Genomic DNA, 21,067 nt, shown 5'->3' on the forward strand with positions numbered 1-21,067 from the left:
ATCACGATCCGGCCACCAAGCGGCCGGATCTCAAAAATCAGAGCTGCTTGACGGCGATCTCTTCTTCGGCGGCCACCTTCAGCGGATTCCTGAGCGGCAGGCCGAATTCGGCGACTTCGATCTCGAAGACATCGCCCTCTTCCGCCTTGATGCCGTCGGCAAAAGACAGCGTCGCCGTGCCGAACATATGGACATGGACATCACCAGGCGCACGGAAGAGGCCGTATTTGAAATGGTGATATTCGAGATTGGCGAAGGTGTGCGACATGTTGGCTTCACCCGACAGGAAGGGCTTTTCGAAGATCACCTTGTCGCCGCGCTTGATGCGCGAGGTGCCGCGGATATCGTCGGGGGCGGCGCCGATGCGGATTTCCGGACCATAGGCGGCGGGGCGCAGTTTCGAGTGGGCCAGATAGAGATAGTTGATCCGTTCGGTGACGTGGTCCGAAAACTCGTTCGACAGCGCAAAGCCGATGCGGAACGGCGAACCGTCGGTGGCGATGACGTAAATGCCAGCCATTTCAGGCTCTTCGCCGCCGTCGAGCGCGAAGGAGGGCGAGACGAGCGGCGCGCCGGGGGCAGCCGTCCCGTGGCCGTTGCCCTTGTAGAACCATTCGGGCTGCACGCCCTTTTCGCCGGATTTCGGCTTGCCGTTCTCGAGACCCATCTTGAACATCTTCATCGAGTCGGTCAGCGTTTCCTCGGCCGCCTCGCTGGTCTTCTTGTGCATGGAATCGCGGGTGGCGGCGGAGCCGAGATGCGTCAGGCCGGTGCCGGTCAGATGCAGGTGGGCGGCGTCCGGATGGGTGATCGGCGGCAGGAAGCGGCCGTCCGCATAGGCCTTTTCGAGATCGACGGCATCGCCGTAACCATGGGCCTCGATGACCGCGGCGAGCGACTTGCCGCCATCGGCGGCTTCCATCGCCAGCGCATAGACGCTGCCGGCATTCTTGACCGATCTGGCTGCGCCGCCGGGCTCGCGCACGGCGACGACGATCTCTCCGTTGGCATCCTTGATCTGGGAAATAAGCACGACTTCGATCCTTCTCGTTCCGGGAAGCTTTAAGAAAAAGCTCCGCCTGTCCGGCTCCATCAGGAGCCGGAATTGATCATTCATATGACTGCGAATGCGGGGCTGCGCTTGAGCGCTCAGCCCTTGTTCTTGTTGTAGACGTCGAAGAACACGGCGGCGAGAAGCACCGCACCCTTGACCATCTGCTGCGAGTCGGTGCCGAGGCCGTGGATCGACATGCCGTTGTTCATGATGCCCATGATCAGCGCGCCGATGACCGCGCCCGTCACCTTGCCGACGCCGCCCTGGGCCGACGCGCCGCCGATGAAGCAGGCGGCGATGACGTCGAGCTCGAGACCGAAGCCGCCCTTGGCCGTCGCCGAATTGAGGCGCAGCGCCACGATCAGGCCGGCAAGACCGGCAAGCAGCCCCATATTGGCGAAAGTCAGGAAGGTCAGCCGCTCGGTGTTGATACCGGAAAGCTTGGTCGCCTTCTCATTGCCGCCCATGGCATAGATGCGGCGGCCGATCGTCGTGCGACGGGTAATGAAGGCGTAGGCGGCGACCAGGGCCAGCATGATGACCAGCACGTTCGGGAAGCCGCGATAGATCGACAGCTGGTAGCCGAGCCCCAGAATGGCGAGCGCGACAATGATGTTCTGAACGAGGAAGAAGCCCATGGGCTCGACGTCATTGCCATGCTTCTCGTTCGAGAGCCGCTTGCGCCATGCCATGTAGAACAGGGTGACGGCGCCGACGACGGTCAGGATGATCGAGGTCGAGTTGATGCCGCCCATATCGAACAGGTTCGGCAGGAAGCCGATGCTGATCAGCTGGAACTCCGGCGGGAATGGACCGATGCTGGTGCCGGTTCCCGAAGCCGTCATCACGAACAGCGTCAGACCGCGGAAGACCAGCATGCCGGCCAGCGTGACGATGAAGGCCGGGATCTTGTGATAGGCGACGAAATAGCCCTGGATACCGCCGACAAGCGCGCCCATGGCCAGACAGACGACAGCCGCCACGACATAGTTGACGTGCCATTGCACCGTCATCACCCCGGCAATGGCGCCGATGAAACCGACGACGGAACCGACCGAAAGATCGATATGGCCGGCGACGATGATCAGCAGCATGCCCAGCGCCATGATGACGATGAACGAGTTCTGCAGAATGATGTTGGTCAGGTTGAGCGGCCTGAAGAGAACGCCGCCGGTCGAAATCTGGAAGAACACCATGATCGCGATCAGCGCGATGAACATGCCGTATTCCCGGATGTTGCCGCGAACGTAGTCTCCGATCGAGACGACGCGCCCTTGCTCAGCGATGGGTTGGTTGATCGGCGTCATTGTTTCTTCTCTCCTGAGCGCATGATGGCGCGCATGATGGTTTCCTGGCTCGCTTCTCCCTTCGGCAGTTCCGCAACGATACGCCCTTCATTCATGACGTAGATGCGGTCGCAGGTGCCAAGAAGTTCCGGCATTTCCGACGAGATCATCAGAACGGCTTTGCCGTCAGCCGCGAGCTGATTGATGATAGTATAGATTTCGTATTTTGCACCCACATCGATGCCGCGCGTCGGCTCGTCGAGGATCAAAACATCGGGATTGGAGAACAGCCACTTCGACAGCACCACCTTCTGCTGGTTGCCGCCGGAAAGATTGACCGTTTCCTGGAAGATGCTGGAAGAGCGGATGCGCAGCTTCGAGCGATAGTCGGACGCAACCCGGGATTCCTTGACACTGTCTATGACCGACGCATTCGACACTGCCTTCAGATTGACGAGCGTCGTATTGTGCAGGATCGTGTCGTTGAGCACGAGGCCGAGCTGCTTGCGGTCTTCGGTGACATAGGCGAGACCGGCGTCGATCGCCCGGCGCACGGTGCTGACATCGACCGGCTTGCCATGCATCAGCACGTCGCCCGAAATCTTGTGCCCATAGGATTTGCCGAACAGGCTCATGGCAAATTCGGTGCGCCCTGCCCCCATCAGACCGGCGATGCCGACGACTTCGCCCTTGCGGACGGTGACGTTGATATCGTGCAGGACCTGACGGTCGCGGTGCTGCTGGTGATAGGCGTTCCAGTTCTTCACTTCGAGAATAGTTTCGCCGATCGGCACCGAACGCGGGGGATAGCGGTCTTCGAGATCGCGGCCGACCATGTTGCGGATGATGATGTCTTCGCTGATTTCGTCCGCGTGACAGTCGAGCGTCTTGACCGTCATGCCGTCGCGCAGCACGGTGATCTGGTCGGCGACCTTGCGGATCTCGTTCAGCTTGTGGGAAATGATGATCGAGGTGATGCCCTGCTTGCGGAATTCCATCAGCAGCGTCAGCAGCGCGTCGGAATCGCTTTCATTGAGCGAGGCGGTAGGCTCGTCAAGGATGAGCAGCTTGACGCTCTTCGACAGCGCCTTGGCGATCTCGACGAGCTGCTGCTTGCCGACGCCGATGTCGGTTACAAGAGTGTTCGGAGATTCCGACAGGCCGACCTTCTTGAGCAGCTGCTTGGTGCGGTTGAACGTCTCATCCCAGCTGATGACGCCGCTCTTGGCATTCTCGTTGCCGAGGAAGATGTTCTCGCCGATCGACAGGAGCGGCACCAGCGCCAATTCCTGGTGGATGATGACGATGCCGATTTCTTCGGAATCCTTCAGGACCTTGAAGTTGCGCGTCTCGCCTTCATAGACGATGTCGCCGTCATAACTTCCGGTGGGGTAGACGCCCGATAGGACTTTCATCAGGGTCGATTTGCCGGCCCCGTTTTCGCCGACCAATGCGTGAATTTCACCCTTGCGAACCTTGAGGTTCACGTTCTCCAGCGCCTTGACGCCCGGGAACGTCTTGGTGATGCTCCGCATTTCGAGGATGGTGTTGTCCATAGTCAAAGTTCCAGCGCCTTGAGCCGCCAAGCGGCTTGGCGATCATAAAATCGAAGACCGGAACCCGCAAGCGCGGGTTCCGGCCTCCTGCTTAACGTCTTACTTCAGCTTGTCTTCAGAGTAGTAACCGCTGTCGACGAGGATCTGCTTGTAGTTGGTCTTGTCGACGGCAACCGGCTTCAGCAGGTAGGACGGAACGACCTTGACGCCGTTGTCGTAGGTCTTGGTGTCGTTGACCTCAGGCTCCTTGCCGGACATGACGGCATCGACCATGGCAACAGTGACCTTGGCGAGTTCGCGGGTGTCCTTGAAGATCGTCGAGTGCTGTTCGCCAGCGATGATCGACTTGACCGACGGGATTTCAGCGTCCTGGCCGGTGACGATCGGCAGCGGCTGAGCAGCCGTACCGTAACCAACGCCCTTCAGCGAGGAGATGATACCGATCGACAGACCGTCGTAAGGCGACAGAACGGCGTCGACCTTGGCGTCGGTGTAGTTAGCCGAGAGCAGGTTGTCCATGCGGGCCTGGGCCGTTGCCGGATCCCAACGCAGGGTGCCGACCTTGTCCATGCCGGTCTGGCCGGACTTCACGACGAGCTTGCCCGAGTCGATGTAGGGCTGCAGGACCGACATTGCGCCATCATAGAAGAAGAAGGCGTTGTTGTCGTCCGGCGAACCGCCGAACAGTTCGATGTTGAACGGGCCCTTGCCATCCTTGAGGCCGAGGCCGTCAACGATGGAGCCAGCCTGCAGAACGCCGACCTGGAAGTTGTCGAACGTCGCGTAGTAATCGACATTGCCCGAATCGCGGATCAGACGGTCATAAGCGATGACCTTGATGCCGGCATCGTGCGCCTTCTGCAAAACGTCGGAAAGCGTCGTGCCGTCGATCGAAGCGATGACCAGAACCTTGGCACCCTTGGTGACCATGTTTTCGATCTGCGAAAGCTGGTTCGGAATATCGTCGTCGCCATACTGCAGGTCCGTGGCGTAACCGGCAGCTTCGAGCTGCTTGACGATGTTGTTGCCGTCGTCGATCCAGCGAGCCGAAGCCTTGGTCGGCATGGCAATGCCGACGGTGCCCTTGTCGGCGGCGATTGCCGGCACAACGAACGAAGCGACGCCGAAGGCAGCCGCAGCCATCAATGAGATAATGGACTTCATTTCTCTCTCCCTTGTTAATAAGCAGCGGACGAAAAATCGCCCGCCCCGAAACTGTGGCAGGTTCCGTATTGGATAGTTACTTCAGATGGTGAGAAACGAAGTAGGTCTCCTCCACGATCTCACACGTGTTGAGTGCCAACCAGCACACGGCGGCAAACTGGTATGGATTCCTATAACTGTCAAATAGAATAAGTGGTAACGTGCATAACAATTTTGGTATATCGTTAAAAAGTATTACTTTTGATGGAGCGCAGCGAGGAGGCTGCAACCATGACGATTGTTTCAGACCCCATTTCGATGGACCACGTCGATATCCACAGTGATAATTTCGGCAATGACGGCCTTTTACGTGCAGGACTTAAGCTGAATCACCTGCGGATGATCGTCGCAATCGAAGATAGTGGACAGATTTCCGCAGCTGCGGAAGTCCTCAACATCTCGCAGCCCGCCGCATCGCGCATGCTGTCCGAAATGGAATCGATCACCAAGACACAGCTCTATGAGCGTGTGGCCCGCGGCGTGGTGCTGACGACCTTCGGCGCGGCCCTTGCCAGACGGGCGCGCAAAATCCTGCTGGAGCTGCGCGAGGCGAGCCGCGAGATCGGCGAATTGAAGAGCGGCAAGGGCGGCTCGGTCTTCATCGGCGCAGTGACGGCGCCGGCCATGAGCCTCGTCGTGCCGGCGATCAACAAGGTGCGCAAGGCCTATCCCGGCATCGAGATCAACATCCAGGTGGAGACCAGCAATGTGCTCGCCCGCGAACTGCTCGCCGCCCGCCACGACTTCATCATCGGCCGCATTCCAGACGATCTCAATCCGCGCCTGTTCGAGGTGACGGAGATCGGCATCGAGCGGGCCTGCCTGATCGTGCGCAAGAGCCATCCGCTCTTGAAGCAGAAGGTGAGCAGCCTTGCCGATGTGAGGGGTTACGACTGGGTGTTCCAGCCGCCGGGCACGCTGCTGCGCCGCACGATCGAAGACATTTTCCTGGCGCGCGGCGTGGCGCTGCCGGAAAATATCGTCAACACCTCCTCGTTGCTGCTGACCTGCGCCATCGTCTGTGAGACCGATGCGATCGCTCCTGTCGCCGTCGACGTCGCCCATTTCCTTGCCGGCCAAGGCGCCAAGGCCGCCGATGTGCGTGTGCTGCCGATCGATTTCGACATCAACGTCAAGCCCTACAGCCTGATCGCTGCCAGGGAACGGGCGCTGCCGCCGAGCGCAAGGCTGCTCTACGACATGATCCTTGAGGAAAGCCTGAAGCAGGCGGGCTGACGAGGCCCGCAAGCCCGGCGCCATCTTGCCCATCTTTAATGCGCGCCGGAGCAATTCCGGCAAAGGTGCGCAGCGGTTTTTGCGTCCGGAAATTGCGTGAAAAAATTAGAGCACGTCGGTCAATCCAAACGGAATGCTCTTGAGGAAACCGGATGCTGTTCGGACAGTCGGTATTTCAATCAGTGCTCGAGCGGCTGAAGGCCGAGGACGAGACGGCTGAAGAGGCCGAAGCGCCCGCCGCCCACCGTGTGGCCGGCCTCGGCACCGGCTTTGCCTTCGATGTCATGGAGGGTGTCTCGGTCGCCTCGCAGCGGATCGGCCAAGGCTATTTCGACAATTTCGAGCAGGAACCCATTCAAAATGAGGCTCCCCCGCCGGATCCGGAACCGGTCATGCCGGACCATCTCGCCCGCATCGCTCCGGAAGAGATCGCCAGGGAACTGGCGATCGTTGCCGCCGATAGCCAACAGATGCTGAACGAGAAGCGGCGCGCCTTTGCCAAGGCCAATCATCCTGATGGCGTCGCAGAGCCTTTCCGCGACAATGCCAACCGGCGCATGATGATCGCCAATCTGCTGATCGACGAGGCGATGCGCCGCCTGCCGCACAGCTGAAGCGCGAACGCAGGCAAACGTCCGAGGCCCTGAAAGGGGCCGTTTCCGGCGCGATTCGCGAATTTAATATGGGCTGTTTTTCTGCGATTCAACCCGTGCCCGTGGCACCAAGATTGATTATTTCGCCTTCGGGTAGCAGATAAATCTCCCGCTTTTTGGTGCCTGATATAGTGTATTTTGGGGTCCCAGTGGACCATGCCTACGCCCTTTTCGGTAGGCCGTAGCGCTATTTAGGGAAATAGAATGCAATACAACCTGTTGTAACATAGGGCGGTGCAAATGTTTTCAGGAGACCGCCGACATGCCATCTACGGAAGATCCGAAACTGCCACGCAACACTGCGCGCAGACATTTTCTAGGTATAGCCGCAGCCGCCGGTGCTCGTCTCGCCGGCGTGGCGACCTTGGCCGCAGCCATTTCCACCTCTCCGGCCAAAGCGATGGGGCGGCTATGGGGACGCGGCGGCTCCGGTGGCTCCGGCGGGGGCGGTGGCTCCGGCGGAAGTGGTGGCCCCAGTGCCGGTGGTGGCGGCAGCGGCAGCGGCCCACAATGTTTCCTGCGGGGAACGGCGATCCTCACGGATTGCGGTGAGAAGCCTGTCGAGGATCTTCGCATCGGCGATCGCGTCGCCCTTCCTGACGGCAGCAGCCGTCCGGTAAAGTGGGTCGGTCGCCAAAGTTTCAAGAAGAGCGGCGCGCGCTGGCCCAAGGACGTCGTGCCGATCCGGGTTTCCCGCCACGCACTGGACGGGCACACCCCCCATTGCGATCTATATCTGTCGCCTGGCCATGCGCTGTACCTGAACGGCATCCTGATCCAGGTGAAGGACCTCGTGAACGGCACGACGATCGCAGCGGTCACTCCCGCCGCCGACGTATCGATCGACTATTATGCCATCATGCTCGATACGCACGAAGTTATCCTTGCCGAAGGTGCTGCGGCCGAAACCTTCCATCTGAAGAACGGCAATCACGAGAACTTCAGCAATTTTGCAGAGTACCTGCGTCTCTATGGCGAGGAACGCCTCGCGATGACATGCTTTGCGCCGTTGCTGGGAGGTGGCTGGTCACATCTGAAAGCGCTTCTCATGCTCGGCGTTTCGCCGCTGGTGCCGATGCGCGATCCATTCGGGAATGCCTGCGAAAAGATCGACGCGCAAGCCAAGGAACTGTCACTCTGACAGGACAGGAATGCGGTCCGGGATCGGGCCGGCTGCACGCGAAGCCGCGCGTCGGATTTGCGATGGTATCAAACGAAAGACGTCAAGCGTGCCGCGCATCGGAAAGATCGCGGCGCGCTTCGATTATTCGGCCTTCTTCTCTTCGGCTTTCTTCTCTTCGTCTCCTTCAGGCTCGCCCCCATCAGCATCATCGGCCGTGACGACTGCCGCCGCCTCCGGCGGCTGCGGATTGAAGGTCCAGAACAGCATATAGAAGGAATAGGCGCCCGCCGCGGCCGAGAGCACCGCCCAGAAGGGATCGCCGCCGACAATCTCGAACGCCGCCCAGCCGAAGCAGACGGCAACGATGGCGACACGCACCCAAAGGCGCCGGTATGCCGGATGGTTCGGATCAATCAGTTGCATCTGGGCCCCGCGGTCGCATATGTCACCATGCCCATGGCATGTGTCACACCGGCCATGGCATTTGTTGCGCTTGTCTTTAGTTTGAATCTTGCAAATGTGAAAGAGCCGCGGGCTTGACGCGACGCAGAGAAGATGGAATGAAAATTCCAGATTTATGGCAATTCGGTTTATTTGTTCCGAATTCAAGGAGGTTGCTATGACAGTGAGATTTGGTCTTCTCGGCGCCGGCCGCATCGGCAAGGTTCATGCGAAAGCCGTCAGCGGCGACGCCAATGCGACGCTGGTCGCGGTCGCCGACGCCTTTCCGCAGGCGGCCGACGCCATCGCCTCGGCCTATGGCTGCGAAGTGCGCACCATCGAGGCGATCGAGGCATCCAAGGATATCGACGCGGTCGTCATCTGCACGCCGACCGACACCCATGCCGACCTGATCGAGCGTTTCGCCCGCGCCGGCAAGGCGATCTTCTGCGAAAAGCCGATCGATCTCGACGTCGCCCGCGTCAAGGCCTGCATCAAGGTGGTGGAAGAAACCGGCGCCAAGCTGATGGTCGGCTTCAACCGCCGCTTCGACCCGCATTTCATGGCGGTGCGCAAGGTGATCGACGACGGCAAGATCGGCGATGTCGAAATGGTGACGATCACCTCGCGCGACCCCGGCGCCCCGCCGGTGGATTACATCAAGCGCTCGGGCGGCATCTTCCGCGACATGACGATCCATGATTTCGACATGGCCCGCTTCCTGCTCGGCGAAGAGCCGGTCTCGGTGCTGGCGACCGCCGCCGTGCTCGTCGACAAGGCGATCGGCGAAGCCGGCGACTATGACAGCGTCTCGGTGATCCTGCAGACGAAATCCGGCAAGCAGGCGATCATCTCCAACTCCCGCCGCGCCACCTACGGCTACGACCAGCGCATCGAAGTGCATGGCGCCAAGGGCATGGCGGCTGCCGAAAACCAGCGCCCGGTCTCGATCGAAGTGGCAAACGGCGACGGCTACACCCGCCCGCCGCTGCATGATTTCTTCATGACCCGCTACACCGAAGCCTACGCCAACGAAATCGCCGCCTTCATCGCCGCGATCGAAAAGGGCACGAAGATCTCGCCGTCCGGCGCCGATGGCCTGGCGGCGCTGGCGCTCGCCGATGCGGCGGTGCAGTCGGTGAAGGAAGGCAAGCTGATCAAGGTTGGGTGACGGCCGGCTTTCGATTTGAGAGAGAGGTGTGGATGGCCGGGTGTTTGCCCGGCCGTTTTGCGTTTTGGTGGCGTGCTGCGGAGCCGGCGAGACCAGCCCCTCATCCGCCTGCCGGCACCTTCTCCCCGTAAACGGGGCGAAGGAGGTATGCCGCGAGCTCTCGGTCCCTCGCCAACGTCGCGCAAGGCACGCCCCCTCGCCCCGTTTACGGGGAGAGGGCTAGGGTGAGGGGCAGGCGTCTGGCGCAAACCGGGCAGCTGTGCGGTGGTTCGGAGCGTTTGGAAGACCCCTCCCCAACCCCTCCCCACAGGTGGGAGGGGCTAATCTGCCGCGCCGCTTGCGATAACCTCCAACGTAACAATTTGTGGGACGGTAGCAGCCGGCAAGGCCTCTCCTGTTGGTCACCGTCGGGGCGACGGGTTAAGCCCCGCCCCCTTGTGGGGAGGGGTTGGGGAGGGGTTTTCCTTCGCTACTCTCCGCACCCTGAACCCCAGAGACCACAATATCCTGGTCGATCACCGACAGTGCGCGGTTGAGGTGGCCTTCGAAGACGAGGATGGGTTCGTCGGCGACGACGCGGATTTCCGGCATGCCTTCCATGCGGACGATATGCGACTGGCCCAGCCCCTCTTCGATGCCCTGGCGCAGCAGGTCGTAATAGCGGGTGCCGGGGCCGGTGATGGCGATGGGCATGCTTTCGGTGAGGCTGAGCATGCGCGACAGGCCGTTGCCGAGGGCGAGGCCCGCCTGGCGGAAGGCGATGGTGGAGGTGCGGTGGCCCTGGCGGGCTTTGGCGGCGATTTTGTCGAGTTCGGTGACGGGGACGAATTTTGCCGGGATCGTATCGAGCGGCACTTCGAAGGCGCTGCGCAGGATGGCGTAGAAGCCGGCATAGGCCTCGATGCAGCCGCGGGTGCCGCAGCGACAGAGGCCGCCGCCCGCCATGTGCAGCATATGGCCGAAATTCGGCGCCGAGATTTCCTGGCCGCTCTGGCCGCCGCGCCTGACGATGCCGAGCCCGATGCTGTGGCCGAGCGAGAGCGCAGCGAGCGAGCGGAAATCGGCGCCCTTGACGATCTCTTCCCGGGCGCCGAGGGCGGCGGCGACCAGCAGCGTCTCATTGTCGAGGATGACCTTGGCCTGCCAATCCGGCCTGAGCGCCGATTCGAAATCGATCTGATCGCTGCCGAAGATCGGCGACCAGACGAGCACCGGCTCGGTGGAGTTGACCAGGCCCTTGCTGCTGATCGAAATCAGCAGCACTTTTTCCTGGGAAATCCTGGAGCGCTCGAGAATGCGGGAGAGCCCGGCGCGCACCCCTTCCACGAAGCGGGCGGCCCCTGCGGGATCATGCGAGCGCTCCTCGCTGAAACGATCGATCAGCTTGCCGGCATAATCCACAAGCGAATATTGCACCGCATCCGAGGAGATGATGACGACGATGAGATAGCCACAATCGCGGCGCTGGCGCAGCAGCACGCGCGGCCGGCCGCGGCCGCTGGCTGCCTGCTGCTCGGATTTTTCGATGATATGGGCACGTTCCAGATCGGCGGTGATCGCCGAGATGGTGGCCGAGGAAAGGCCGGTGAAATCGGATATTTCGGTATGGGCGAGCGCGCCGTGACGGCGCAGCACGGACAGCACGAGCACGCTGTTTCGCTGCCGGACCAGCTCCGTGCTCGACTTGGTCAGCATGAATGCCGCCCTCTCCTCCTGATCTAATTCAATAGTTTAGAGCATGATGTCATCCGAAAACCGCTCACTCTTTTCGGCATCATGCTCTGGCCCCACCCAACTTTCCACTGCATCTCCGGCCGCCGTTCCGCAAGGGAAATAAGCTGACGGCCCAGTGTTGACAGCCGAAAAAATCTCTGACATCAAATTTCTCGACTGTCGAGAAAATAATCCGAATTTCCCTCGACAGCTTTTCGCGGTGGCCGGAGGAAGCATGGGCTGGGCCGGTCGCAACTCACTCGGGAGGATAGTATGAAGTCTATTTTGAAATTGATGGCAGGCGCGGCCATTCTCGTTTCCGTGCATACCGCGGCCATGGCTGCCGACCTCGTCGTCGGCGTTTCCTGGTCGAATTTCCAGGAAGAGCGCTGGAAGACCGACGAAGCCGCGATCAAGAAGGCTCTCGAAGCCAAGGGCGCCAAGTATATTTCCGCTGACGCGCAGTCTTCAGCCGCAAAGCAGCTGACCGACGTCGAATCGCTGATTTCGCAGGGCGCCAACGCGCTGATCATTCTCGCCCAGGATTCCGACGCCATCGGCCCGGCGATCGAAAAGGCCGCTGCCGAAGGCATTCCGGTCGTCGGCTACGACCGTCTGATCGAAAACCCGGCTGCTTTCTACATCACCTTCGACAACAAGGAAGTTGGCCGCCTGCAGGCCGAGGGCGTCTTCAAGGCGAAGCCGGAAGGCAATTACGTCTTCATCAAGGGCTCGTCCTCAGACCCGAATGCCGACTTCCTGTTCTCGGGCCAGCAGGAAGTGCTGAAGGCCGCAATCGACGCCGGCAAGATCAAGAATGTCGGCGAAGCCTATACCGACGGCTGGCTGCCTGAGAATGCTCAGCGCAACATGGAGCAGTTCCTGACCGCCAACAACAACAAGGTTGACGCCGTTGTTGCTTCGAACGACGGCACCGCCGGCGGCGCGATCGCAGCCCTCGACGCCCAGGGCCTTGCCGGCTCCGTTCCGGTTTCCGGCCAGGACGGCGACAAGGCAGCGCTGAACCGCATCGCGCTCGGCACGCAGACGGTTTCCGTCTGGAAGGACAGCCGCGAGCTCGGCACCCGCGCTGCCGAAATCGCTCTCGACCTCGCCGGCGGCAAGGACATGAGCAAGATCGACGGCGCCCAGGCTTTCAAGGGCGGCCCGAAGGGCGTGGAAATGCAGTCTGTCTTCCTGAAGCCGCAGGCGATCACCAAGGAAAACCTCAACGTCGTCATCGACGCCGGCTGGATTTCCAAGGCTGAAGCCTGCCAGGGCGTCAAGGCCGGCACCGTCGCTGCCTGCAAGTAAGCACGCTTCGGACTGAACTGCCGGCGCCGCAGCGGAGAGACCGTTGCGGCGCCGGATGCGGATGAGAACTCCAAGGATGCAGTTCCTCCGCCCCGCCGCACCATCGCGGACCTGCATTCCCTGCCGGAAGGGTGTCGCGACGCCACGCCACGGTTTCCGGAAGCATCGCGATGGTCAGTTGAAGAACAGACGATGACGCCGCCAACAGTCTCGGGCACGCCGGCGCACCCGTCCAAACACAATGGGGGAACGGCAAACCCATGGCCGAAATGGTAAAATCAACAGCATCAAGCGGGCCGCGAACGGCGGAAGCCAATCCGGTGACCCGCTTCTTCCGCGCGACCGAGATCGACACGCGTCTGCTCGGCATGATCGGCGCGCTCATCATCATCTGGATCGGTTTCCACATCATCACCGGCGGCCTGTTCCTGACCCCGCGCAATCTCTGGAACCTCTCGGTTCAGACGACCGACATCGCGATCATGACGACGGGCATGGTGCTGATCATCGTCACCCGCAACATCGATCTTTCCGTCGGATCCGTGCTCGGCCTCTGCGGCATGATCATGGGCGTGACCCAGGCCAAGATCCTGCCTGAGTATATCGGCTTCGACAGCCCCTTCACCTGGGCGATCACGCTCATCATCGGCATTGCGGCAGGCTGCCTGATCGGCGCCTTCCAGGGCATCATCATCGCCTTCCTGAACGTTCCCTCCTTCATCGTCACCCTCGGCGGCCTGCTCGTCTGGCGCGGCGCGACCTGGCTCGTGACCAGCGGCCAGACGGTTGCCCCGATGGACCAGACCTTCCGCATCATGGGCGGCGGCGCGGAGGGCTCGATCGGCGCCACCTGGAGCTGGATCGTTGGCATCGCCGCCTGCCTGTTCGTCGTCGCCAGCATCATCGGCTCGCGCCGGCAGCGCCGCCGCTTCGGCTTTCCGCGCCGGCCGATCTGGGCGGAATATTTCCTCGCCATCCTCAGCTGCGTGCTGATCCTCGGCGCGGTCTCGATCGCCAACAGCTATTACTGGCCGATCAATATCGCCAAGAAATATGCCGAGACCAACAATATCCCCTGGCCGGAGACCGGCCTGGATATTCCCTACGGCATCGCCGTGCCGGTGCTGATCGCCATCGTCGTCGGCATCATCATGACCTTCATCGCCACCCGACTGCGCTTCGGCCGCTATGTCTTCGCGATCGGCGGCAACCCTGAAGCGGCCGAGCTCGCCGGCATCAAGACCCGCTGGGTGACGGTGCGCATCTTCGCGCTGATGGGCATTCTGGCGGCAATCGCAGCCGCGATCTCCACCGCCCGCCTCAACGCCGCCACCAACTCGCAGGGCACGCTCGACGAGCTTTACACCATCGCCGCCGCCGTGATCGGCGGGACGTCGCTGGCGGGCGGCACCGGCACGATCGCCGGCGCCATGCTCGGTGCGCTGGTCATGCAATCGCTGCAATCCGGCATGGTTCTCGCGCATGTCGACACGCCGCTGCAGAGCGTCGTCGTCGGCACCGTTCTCGTCGTGGCGGTCTGGCTCGACACCGTCTATCGCGCCCGTGCCAAGTGAGAGGAGCCCTAGACATGGCTGATCAACGCACTCCCCTTGTGGAACTGAAAAACATCTCGATCTCCTTCGGCGGCATCCACGCCGTGGACAATGCCTCGGTCGATCTCTACCCCGGCGAAGTGGTCGCCCTTCTCGGCCACAACGGCGCCGGCAAATCGACGCTGATCAAGATCCTCTCCGGCGCCTATAAGCGCGACAGCGGCGATATCCTGATCAACGGCGAGCCGGCCGACATCCGCAACCCGCGCGATGCCAAGAAATACGGCATCGAGACGATCTACCAGACGCTGGCCGTCGCCGACAACGTCGACGCCGCCGCCAACCTCTATCTCGGCCGCGAGCTGAAGACCCGCTGGGGCACGCTCGACGACGTGGCGATGGAGGCTTCGGCCCGCGAGGTGATGGGGCGGCTCAACCCCAACTTCAAGCGCTTCAAGGAGCCGGTGAAGGCGCTTTCGGGCGGCCAGCGGCAATCGGTGGCGATCGCCCGCGCCATCCTCTTCAACGCCCGCATCCTGATCATGGACGAGCCGACGGCGGCCCTTGGCCCCCAGGAGACGGCGCAGGTGGGCGAGCTGATCAAGCAGCTGAAGAAGGAAGGCATCGGCATTTTCCTCATCAGCCACGACATCCACGACGTCTTCGACCTCGCCGACCGCGTCTCGGTGATGAAGAACGGCCAGCTCGTGGGCCACGCCCGCACCGAGGATGTGACCAAGGACGAAGTGCTGGGGATGATCATCCTCGGCAAGGTGCCGCCGAAGGCCATCCCCGGCCCCGGCGCCATGCAGATCTGATCGGCGCTAAAGCGCCCTGCCCCCCGACAACCCCGCTCCGCCGCCCGCAAGGCCGGCGGAGTTTTTCGTTCAATCCAAAGGCTGACGAATAAAAACACCCCGTAAACCGCAAGCATCGGTATTTCTGAGAAATTCGCGATTGAAGCCGGCCGCAAGCTAGGCTAAGAACCACCCATCGGACAGGCGATTCAAACCGCCTCAGGCATGCACCCGTAGCTCAGCTGGATAGAGTGTTGGATTCCGATTCCAAAGGTCACAGGTTCGAATCCTGTCGGGTGCGCCATATAATCAAGGTCCGTTCTGGACACATGGGTTACGGTTTATTCTTAAGACATAGGTAACACTTTCGCGCCGAAAGGGTTCGGCAGCGGTTCGAGCCTGCATGTCTCGTCATCGAAGTATCCCAGGTCGTAATCCATGAAGCTTGCGAGCCAAATATGGCCTTCGACCTGTTTGATGCCGACGGCCTGGCCGGGCAAAGACCAGCTGAGATTGATCTTCTTTCGCTTGTAGCAGATGCGGCCGCATGTTGTGACGGTACGCGAGAAATCTGCGCAGCGCTTAAACTTCTCGGTGGCCTCTTAGCATCCCTTAAGGTTTCATCGCTCATAGGTGCCAACCAGAGGAAAGATGGTAAGGCGATGGCATTTGGGCACTCCACGAGACCAGAAAATCTGCAAGCTATCGGAAATGAGGGGCTGCTTCTCCGGCGGGCTCTCCCGGTCGAGGGTATGGAAAGCGCCTCGGTTTGGCTCTTTGACCTGAATGACCCTGCGGCACTGCGCAAGTACCATGCCGCCCCGAGAGTATTGATTGAAGTTGATGACGCTGGTCTAAACCGTGAGCTTCTGCGGGAGTACTACTCGGTGCCGAGCCCGTTCAGAAAGTCTGGAGCTGAGCCAGACGCTTACGAGTACCGTGGAGATATTGGCCCCGACCTGCTCCGCATCTACGGCGACGGCGACTGGGGAAGCATCAGGGCAGCGCAGAGGCGCGGACTTATGACTAAGTTCATGAGGTGGCTGGGGCGGGCTTGGTGACTCATTGCGTGCGGAGGCAGGAGGGTGCCATCATGCCTGCATTGGGCCCATGGCAGAGGGCACCGGGGGAACCTCCTCGCCGCTGCCGCGTGGATAGCCTCTGAGATATGTGATCCCTGTATAAGTCGGAAGGGCTACGCGCATCCGTGATGCCGGTCCTGTGGGGTCTAGTAGTTGTTGGCAACACGCTGGACCGATAAAAGCTGTTAGCGAATGGGTTAACGCCGGGGGGAAGCGAATGCGCATGTTGCAAAATGCAAAAAATCTGGCATGTTTTCCATGTTAATGCAAAATTGGTTAAGGCGACGAGGTAGCCGAAATGATCACCGATGAGCGTAAGCTGGAGTTTGAGTTGGCAATTCGGAAGGACTTGCCGCGAAATGTCTTGGTGGAGGCCATCGAGATGTTCCCTATTGCCGCAGAGCAGGCGGATACTGCGGTGGGGACTTCTCATAAGTCCGTTGCAAATGGCTTGGCGCTGTCACGGCGTAGACAAAGCAGAAGCGCCGGCATTCTCAGACACAACATCATTGACGAAGCCTTCGAACAAATATTGTCTCGGAACGGCGCGGAGTTCGTCACCTCGGTTCCCGTTGAGGTCACTCCCGATGAAATACGGCAATCTGCCGTCTATGTGACTACTGGCTGCTTCGGTCAAACAATGGTCGGCTTTGCGTCGCATAGGGAAAAGGAGGACGCTCCCTCTAAGAACGCTTCCAGACGTGCGCTCTGCTCTCAAAATCGGGGTCTCTCGCCGGATTTCTTCCACCCGCCTGAGATGTTCAATGATCGGAAACGATTGGTTCTTATCATGGTTAGGCGCGATCCTCAGGTGTTGGGCAAGATCGCCTCGATGACGATAAGCTTGGTGGACAGCAAGGTTGAGAGCTTCATTTGCCAGTGGGACATCAACGAGTTCCTGGCAGGATACGGGGCTGAGACTGCCGTGAAGACCAAGCGGCCGGTGGCCTTCAAGAAGGTGACCAAAAGTTTCAAGGACGGTAAGGGCGATCCCGCAGTTACCGGCCAAGGAGAGTAAACGAGATGAAGCGTGCGTAGTGGAGTTGGATCATTTGTCGGCGCTAAGTTAGCCGAGGCGCGGCAAGCGCGGGGGATAACCTCGCGCAAGGCTTTGGCTGACCTGATGCGGCGGGCACCAAGTACGGTACAGCGTTGGGAAGAGGGTGCGTCTTTTCCTGAGCCTCTGGCGCTATCACAACTCTCCACACTGCTTTCACTGCCCGAAGACTTTTTTCTTACACCTAGAGCAGAGGGGGCAGGACCGTCTTTCTTTAGGTCATTTGCAGGTGCTCTCAAGGGTGACCGGCTGGTTCAACAGGTTCGGCTAACATGGCTCGAAGATGTTACGGCGGTTGCCGAGCATTACGCTTACCTTCCCGAGGTGAACATCCCCGAGTTGCTTGAGGGCAGAAACTTCAGGTCTCTACGAGAGGAAGACCTTGAGGAGATAGCGCAGCGTGCTCGCGAGTTTTGGGGGCTGGGCCTCCGCCCGGTAACCGAAATGCTCACGTTCCTGGAAAGTAACGGGGTCGTTGTGGCGAGCGAGCAGATGGATACTGACCGCTTGGATGGCCTCAGCCGTTGGGGTACTGACGGAAGGCCGTACATCCTGCTGGCCAACGACAAGCAGTCATTTGCCCGCCGCCAGTTCGATGCCGCCCATGAACTCGGGCATATCGTCCTCCACAGGGCTGTAACTGAGGCGGAGTTCGAAGAGAATTTCAAGACCATCGAAGAGCAGGCGCACAACTTTGCGTCCGCATTTTTGCTGCCGGCAAGCCAGTTCTCTGTGGAAATCGACACCGGGGCAATTTGGGAACTGGAGCGGCTAAAAGCTCGTTGGCGTGTTTCGATCAAGGCTCAGATCATGCGGCTTCAACGGCTCGGCATTGTGGACCGTGAGGCCGCAACCCGCCTGTACAAAATCTACAGCGCCAAGGGCTATAGCTCCAAAGGTGAGCCTTACGATGACAGTTGGCCGCTCCAACGGCCCAACCTATTGGCGGATGTGTTCAGAGCTTTGGTTGAAGAGGGGCAGATAACTAAGGACGCTTTGCGCCAAGACCTTCCACTAATGCCACACGATGTGGAAAGTCTATCAGGGTTGCCTGACGGATGGCTTACGGCAGAGGCGGCAAGAGTCGTGGAGTTCAAGCCGGTCATCTCGCGTAAAGTGGAACGAGCTGAGAATGGTAGCAATGTGGTGCCTCTGAAACGGAGCTGATTGCAACAGCGGCGGCACTTATACCACTTGCCAATCACTCGCTTCTCCTTCACATCGCTTAGCGAAGGTCTTGGAGAGATAGCTTTGATTTCAAGTATTTAGGACACCTCGAGCTCCTCCGCTCGGAGTTTCCTGTCGGGCGCGCCATATAAATCAGAGTCCGTTCTGGACACATAGGTTACGGTTTATTCCTAAGACATAGGAAGCATCAAGGCGCTCCTTCAGCACCGCAATAATCTGCTCTTCCGTAAGCGCTGTGCTGACCCCACCTTCCGGATCAGCGTATGATTGTCGATGTTCAGCCTCGAAAGAGGGCTTGGACATATGTCGATTTCAGAGCTTACGCTTAAATCCAAGGATGAGCCGGTGCGCCGGTTCGAGGTGTTCACTGGCAATGGCCGTCGCCGCGAATGGGGCGACGATCAGAAAGCGCAGATCATTGCGGAGAGTTGCGAACCTGGCGTGACGGTATGCTCTGTGGCGCGGCGGCATGGTTTGACGCCGCAGCAATTGTTCACATGGCGACGTCTCGCCCGAAAGCCATGTGAGGTTCTTTCTGTGCCGGTCGAGGAGCCGATGTTTGCACCAGCGGTCATCGTGTCACCGGAGAAGCCGGAGCCGAAGAAGGCGCGGCAGGCACGTTTGCCAAGAAGAACTTCTCCGGAGGCGGCTATTGAATTGCAGATTGATGGAGCCATGCTGCGCATTGCCTCGGGCACCGATGCGGCAACCATTGCCGCCGTGATCCAGGCCTTGAAGGCATCGTCGTGATTGGCCCGTCCGGTGCGGTGAAGGTGATGATCGCCACCAAGCCCGTCGACTTCCGCAAAGGTGCTGAAGGATTGGCGACGCTGGTGAAGGCTGAGATGGGTGCCGATCCGTTCTCCGGTACGATCTACGTCTTCCGAGCCAAGCGCACGGACCGGATCAAACTGATCTTCTGGGACGGCAGCGGCGTGTGCCTGGTCGCCAAGCGACTTGAGGATGGCGAGTTCCATTGGCCTCGAATGCAGGACGGCGCGATGCATCTGACAGCTGCGCAGTTCTCGGCTTTGTTCGAGGGATTGGACTGGAAACGGGTGCATGCGCCGAGCGAAACGCGCATCCCGGTAAAGGCTGGATAGCGGCCGCGACCAATTGAATCAGCACCATCCAGCCTCTCGATCGGAGCGGTAAAATATGCTGTTGTCGATCCATGACGATGACGGCAGACGAGCTTCCGGATGACCTGAATGCGCTCAAAGCCATGGTGCTTTCGCGCGAGGCAGAGAATGCCCGCCTTCGCCAGATCATCAAGGAATTGCAGCGTCATCGCTTCGGCCGCCGCGCCGAGACCCTTCCCGAAGACCAGCTTCTGTTGGGGCTTGAAGAGGCTGAGCAAGTTGAGGCTGCCGGGTTGGAAGAGAAGGAGCAAGCCGTCGCCGCTCTTCGCCAGGCGCAGGTCGTCAAGCGGCGCACGAACCGGGGTTCGCTGCCAGCACATCTGCCGCGCGTCGAAATCGTGGTGGATATCGATGACCATGCCTGCCCGTGCTGCCGCAACGACCTGCATCGGATCGGCGAAGACGTCAGCGAGAAGCTCGATATCGTGCCCGCTCAGTTCAGGGTGCTCGTGGTGCGCCGCCCGAAGTATGGTTGCCGGGCTTGCGAGGAGGTCGTTGTCCAGGCTCCGGCCCCGGCAAGGCTGATCGAGGGCGGTATTCCGACCGAGGCAACCGTCGCCCAGGTGCTAGTCTCCAAATATGCTGACCACTTGCCGCTTTATCGCCAGGCGCAAATCTACAAGCGCCAGGGCATCGATCTCGACCGTTCGACGCTTGCCGACTGGGTCGGTCGCGCGGCCTGGCATCTTCGGCCGGTTCATCAGCGGCTGCTCGATCATTTGAAGTCTTCGTCCAAGCTGTTTGCCGACGAGACGACAGCTCCGGTGCTCGATCCGGGGCGCGGCAAAACCAAGACCGGACAGCTCTGGGCCTATGCAAGGGACGACCGGCCGTGGCAGGGCGAGGACCCACCCGGCGTCGCCTATGTCTATGCACCGGATCGCAAAGGCGAGCGGCCAATGGCCCATCTCGATGGCTTCGTCGGCATCCTGCAAGTCGACGGCTACAGTGGATATCGCCCGCTCGCGGCAAAGAACACCGTGTCGCTGGCATTCTGCTGGTCTCACGTTCGACGCCGCTTCTATGAACTGGCCGCCGCCGGTCCGGCACCCATCGCCAGCGAGGCACTCAGACGCATCGCCGAACTCTACGCGGTCGAAGACGAGATACGTGGCCGCACACATGGGGAGCGTAGCGCCGTCCGCCAGCAGAAAAGCCGACCGATCACCGAAAGCCTCGCTCCCTGGCTGCGTGAACAACTCGGCTATATCAGCCAGAAGACCAAGCTCGCCGAAGCCATCCGCTATGCCCTGTCACGCTGGGATGGCTTGACCCGTTTTATCGACGACGGCCGCATCGAGATCGACTCCAACACCGTCGAACGGTCCATCAGGCCAATTGCGCTCAATCGAAAAAATGCGCTGTTTGCCGGTTCCGATGCAGGGGCCGAACATTGGGCCACCATTGCATCGCTCATCGAAACCGCCAAGCTCAACGATGTCGAGCCACTGGCCTACATCTCTGACGTCCTCACAAGGATCGTCAACGACCACCCAAA

The 21,067-nt window shown here is 60.4% G+C and carries 18 protein-coding genes, 1 tRNA gene and 1 pseudogene; 13 read left to right on the forward strand and 7 right to left on the reverse strand.

Annotated elements, in window-relative coordinates:
* Window positions 1-37: 37 nt before the first annotated feature.
* From araD1 to chvE, 4 genes are all read right to left on the reverse strand, one after another.
* The gene (gene araD1 / locus BBJ66_RS15535; RefSeq protein WP_049733810.1) at window positions 38-1,033 is read right to left on the reverse strand and encodes an AraD1 family protein; all 996 of its coding nucleotides are present in this window, start codon (window positions 1,031-1,033) and stop codon (window positions 38-40) included.
* Between the two features lie 116 nt (window positions 1,034-1,149).
* Window positions 1,150-2,361, reverse strand: a complete 1,212-nt coding sequence (gene mmsB / locus BBJ66_RS15540) for a multiple monosaccharide ABC transporter permease (RefSeq protein ID WP_049733800.1) — start codon at window positions 2,359-2,361, stop codon at window positions 1,150-1,152.
* A complete protein-coding gene (mmsA, locus tag BBJ66_RS15545; protein WP_071088074.1) occupies window positions 2,358-3,896 on the reverse strand; it encodes a multiple monosaccharide ABC transporter ATP-binding protein in 1,539 nt (512 codons plus the stop codon). Before mmsA ends, mmsB begins: the two co-directional genes overlap by 4 nt.
* 99 nt (window positions 3,897-3,995) lie before the next feature.
* Window positions 3,996-5,060 (reverse strand): multiple monosaccharide ABC transporter substrate-binding protein, encoded by a 1,065-nt coding sequence (gene chvE, locus BBJ66_RS15550; RefSeq protein ID WP_049733798.1) that lies wholly within the window; start codon window positions 5,058-5,060, stop codon window positions 3,996-3,998.
* Window positions 5,061-5,330: 270 nt separating this feature from the next.
* On the opposite strand from chvE, the gene BBJ66_RS15555 reads away from it, so the two are divergent.
* From BBJ66_RS15555 to BBJ66_RS15565, 3 genes are all read left to right on the forward strand, one after another.
* Window positions 5,331-6,335: a LysR family transcriptional regulator gene (locus BBJ66_RS15555; protein ID WP_071088076.1), complete on the forward strand. Its 1,005-nt coding sequence runs from the start codon at window positions 5,331-5,333 to the stop codon at window positions 6,333-6,335.
* 152 nt (window positions 6,336-6,487) lie between these two features.
* Window positions 6,488-6,949 carry a hypothetical protein gene (locus BBJ66_RS15560; protein WP_071088078.1) on the forward strand — a complete coding sequence of 154 codons (462 nt, stop codon included), beginning with the start codon at window positions 6,488-6,490 and terminating at the stop codon, window positions 6,947-6,949.
* Between the two features lie 301 nt (window positions 6,950-7,250).
* A complete protein-coding gene (locus BBJ66_RS15565) occupies window positions 7,251-8,129 on the forward strand; it encodes a Hint domain-containing protein (RefSeq protein WP_071088080.1) in 879 nt (292 codons plus the stop codon).
* 123 nt (window positions 8,130-8,252) lie between these two features.
* Here the strand turns inward: BBJ66_RS15565 and BBJ66_RS15570 are convergent, their stop codons facing one another.
* The gene (locus BBJ66_RS15570; RefSeq protein ID WP_071088082.1) at window positions 8,253-8,534 is read right to left on the reverse strand and encodes a hypothetical protein; all 282 of its coding nucleotides are present in this window, start codon (window positions 8,532-8,534) and stop codon (window positions 8,253-8,255) included.
* Window positions 8,535-8,730: 196 nt separating this feature from the next.
* On the opposite strand from BBJ66_RS15570, the gene iolG reads away from it, so the two are divergent.
* Window positions 8,731-9,723 (forward strand): inositol 2-dehydrogenase, encoded by a 993-nt coding sequence (gene iolG, locus BBJ66_RS15575; RefSeq protein WP_071088084.1) that lies wholly within the window; start codon window positions 8,731-8,733, stop codon window positions 9,721-9,723.
* Window positions 9,724-10,143: 420 nt separating this feature from the next.
* On the opposite strand, the gene BBJ66_RS15580 is transcribed toward iolG, so the two are convergent.
* On the reverse strand, window positions 10,144-11,418 hold the full coding sequence (locus BBJ66_RS15580) for an ROK family transcriptional regulator (RefSeq protein ID WP_071088086.1): 1,275 nt from the start codon (window positions 11,416-11,418) through the stop codon (window positions 10,144-10,146).
* 291 nt (window positions 11,419-11,709) lie between these two features.
* Here BBJ66_RS15580 and xylF point away from each other — a divergent pair, with 291 nt between their 5' ends.
* The 4 genes from xylF (at window position 11,710) to BBJ66_RS15600 (ending at window position 15,404) form a co-directional block, all read left to right on the forward strand.
* Window positions 11,710-12,750 carry a D-xylose ABC transporter substrate-binding protein gene (xylF, locus tag BBJ66_RS15585; RefSeq protein WP_071088088.1) on the forward strand — a complete coding sequence of 347 codons (1,041 nt, stop codon included), beginning with the start codon at window positions 11,710-11,712 and terminating at the stop codon, window positions 12,748-12,750.
* 260 nt (window positions 12,751-13,010) lie between these two features.
* On the forward strand, window positions 13,011-14,324 hold the full coding sequence (locus tag BBJ66_RS15590; RefSeq protein ID WP_071088090.1) for a sugar ABC transporter permease: 1,314 nt from the start codon (window positions 13,011-13,013) through the stop codon (window positions 14,322-14,324).
* A gap of 14 nt (window positions 14,325-14,338) precedes the next feature.
* Entirely contained in the window at window positions 14,339-15,121 is a 783-nt protein-coding gene (locus BBJ66_RS15595; RefSeq protein ID WP_007630865.1) for an ATP-binding cassette domain-containing protein, read from the forward strand.
* A 206-nt stretch (window positions 15,122-15,327) separates the two neighbouring features.
* Window positions 15,328-15,404 (forward strand) — tRNA-Arg (locus BBJ66_RS15600).
* Between the two features lie 43 nt (window positions 15,405-15,447).
* Here the strand turns inward: BBJ66_RS15600 and BBJ66_RS35865 are convergent.
* Window positions 15,448-15,672 (reverse strand): annotated as a pseudogene (locus BBJ66_RS35865) (IS481 family transposase); the annotation flags it as partial.
* 808 nt (window positions 15,673-16,480) lie between these two features.
* On the opposite strand from BBJ66_RS35865, the gene BBJ66_RS15610 reads away from it, so the two are divergent.
* The 5 genes from BBJ66_RS15610 to tnpC form a co-directional block, all read left to right on the forward strand.
* Entirely contained in the window at window positions 16,481-17,200 is a 720-nt protein-coding gene (locus BBJ66_RS15610; RefSeq protein WP_071088094.1) for a hypothetical protein, read from the forward strand.
* 12 nt (window positions 17,201-17,212) lie between these two features.
* Entirely contained in the window at window positions 17,213-18,406 is a 1,194-nt protein-coding gene (locus tag BBJ66_RS15615) for an XRE family transcriptional regulator (RefSeq protein WP_071088095.1), read from the forward strand.
* Between the two features lie 324 nt (window positions 18,407-18,730).
* A complete protein-coding gene (gene tnpA / locus BBJ66_RS15620) occupies window positions 18,731-19,177 on the forward strand; it encodes an IS66-like element accessory protein TnpA (protein WP_071088097.1) in 447 nt (148 codons plus the stop codon).
* Window positions 19,174-19,530, forward strand: a complete 357-nt coding sequence (gene tnpB / locus BBJ66_RS15625; protein WP_071088098.1) for an IS66 family insertion sequence element accessory protein TnpB — start codon at window positions 19,174-19,176, stop codon at window positions 19,528-19,530. Before tnpA ends, tnpB begins: the two co-directional genes overlap by 4 nt.
* Window positions 19,531-19,601: 71 nt before the next feature.
* Window positions 19,602-21,067: IS66 family transposase (gene tnpC / locus BBJ66_RS15630; protein ID WP_071088100.1), on the forward strand; the 1,466-nt coding region annotated here is incomplete at its 3' end.

Origin of the sequence: Rhizobium sp. RSm-3, assembly GCF_001854685.1 — a bacterium.
GTDB classification, from domain to species: domain Bacteria; phylum Pseudomonadota; class Alphaproteobacteria; order Rhizobiales; family Rhizobiaceae; genus Rhizobium; species Rhizobium ecuadorense.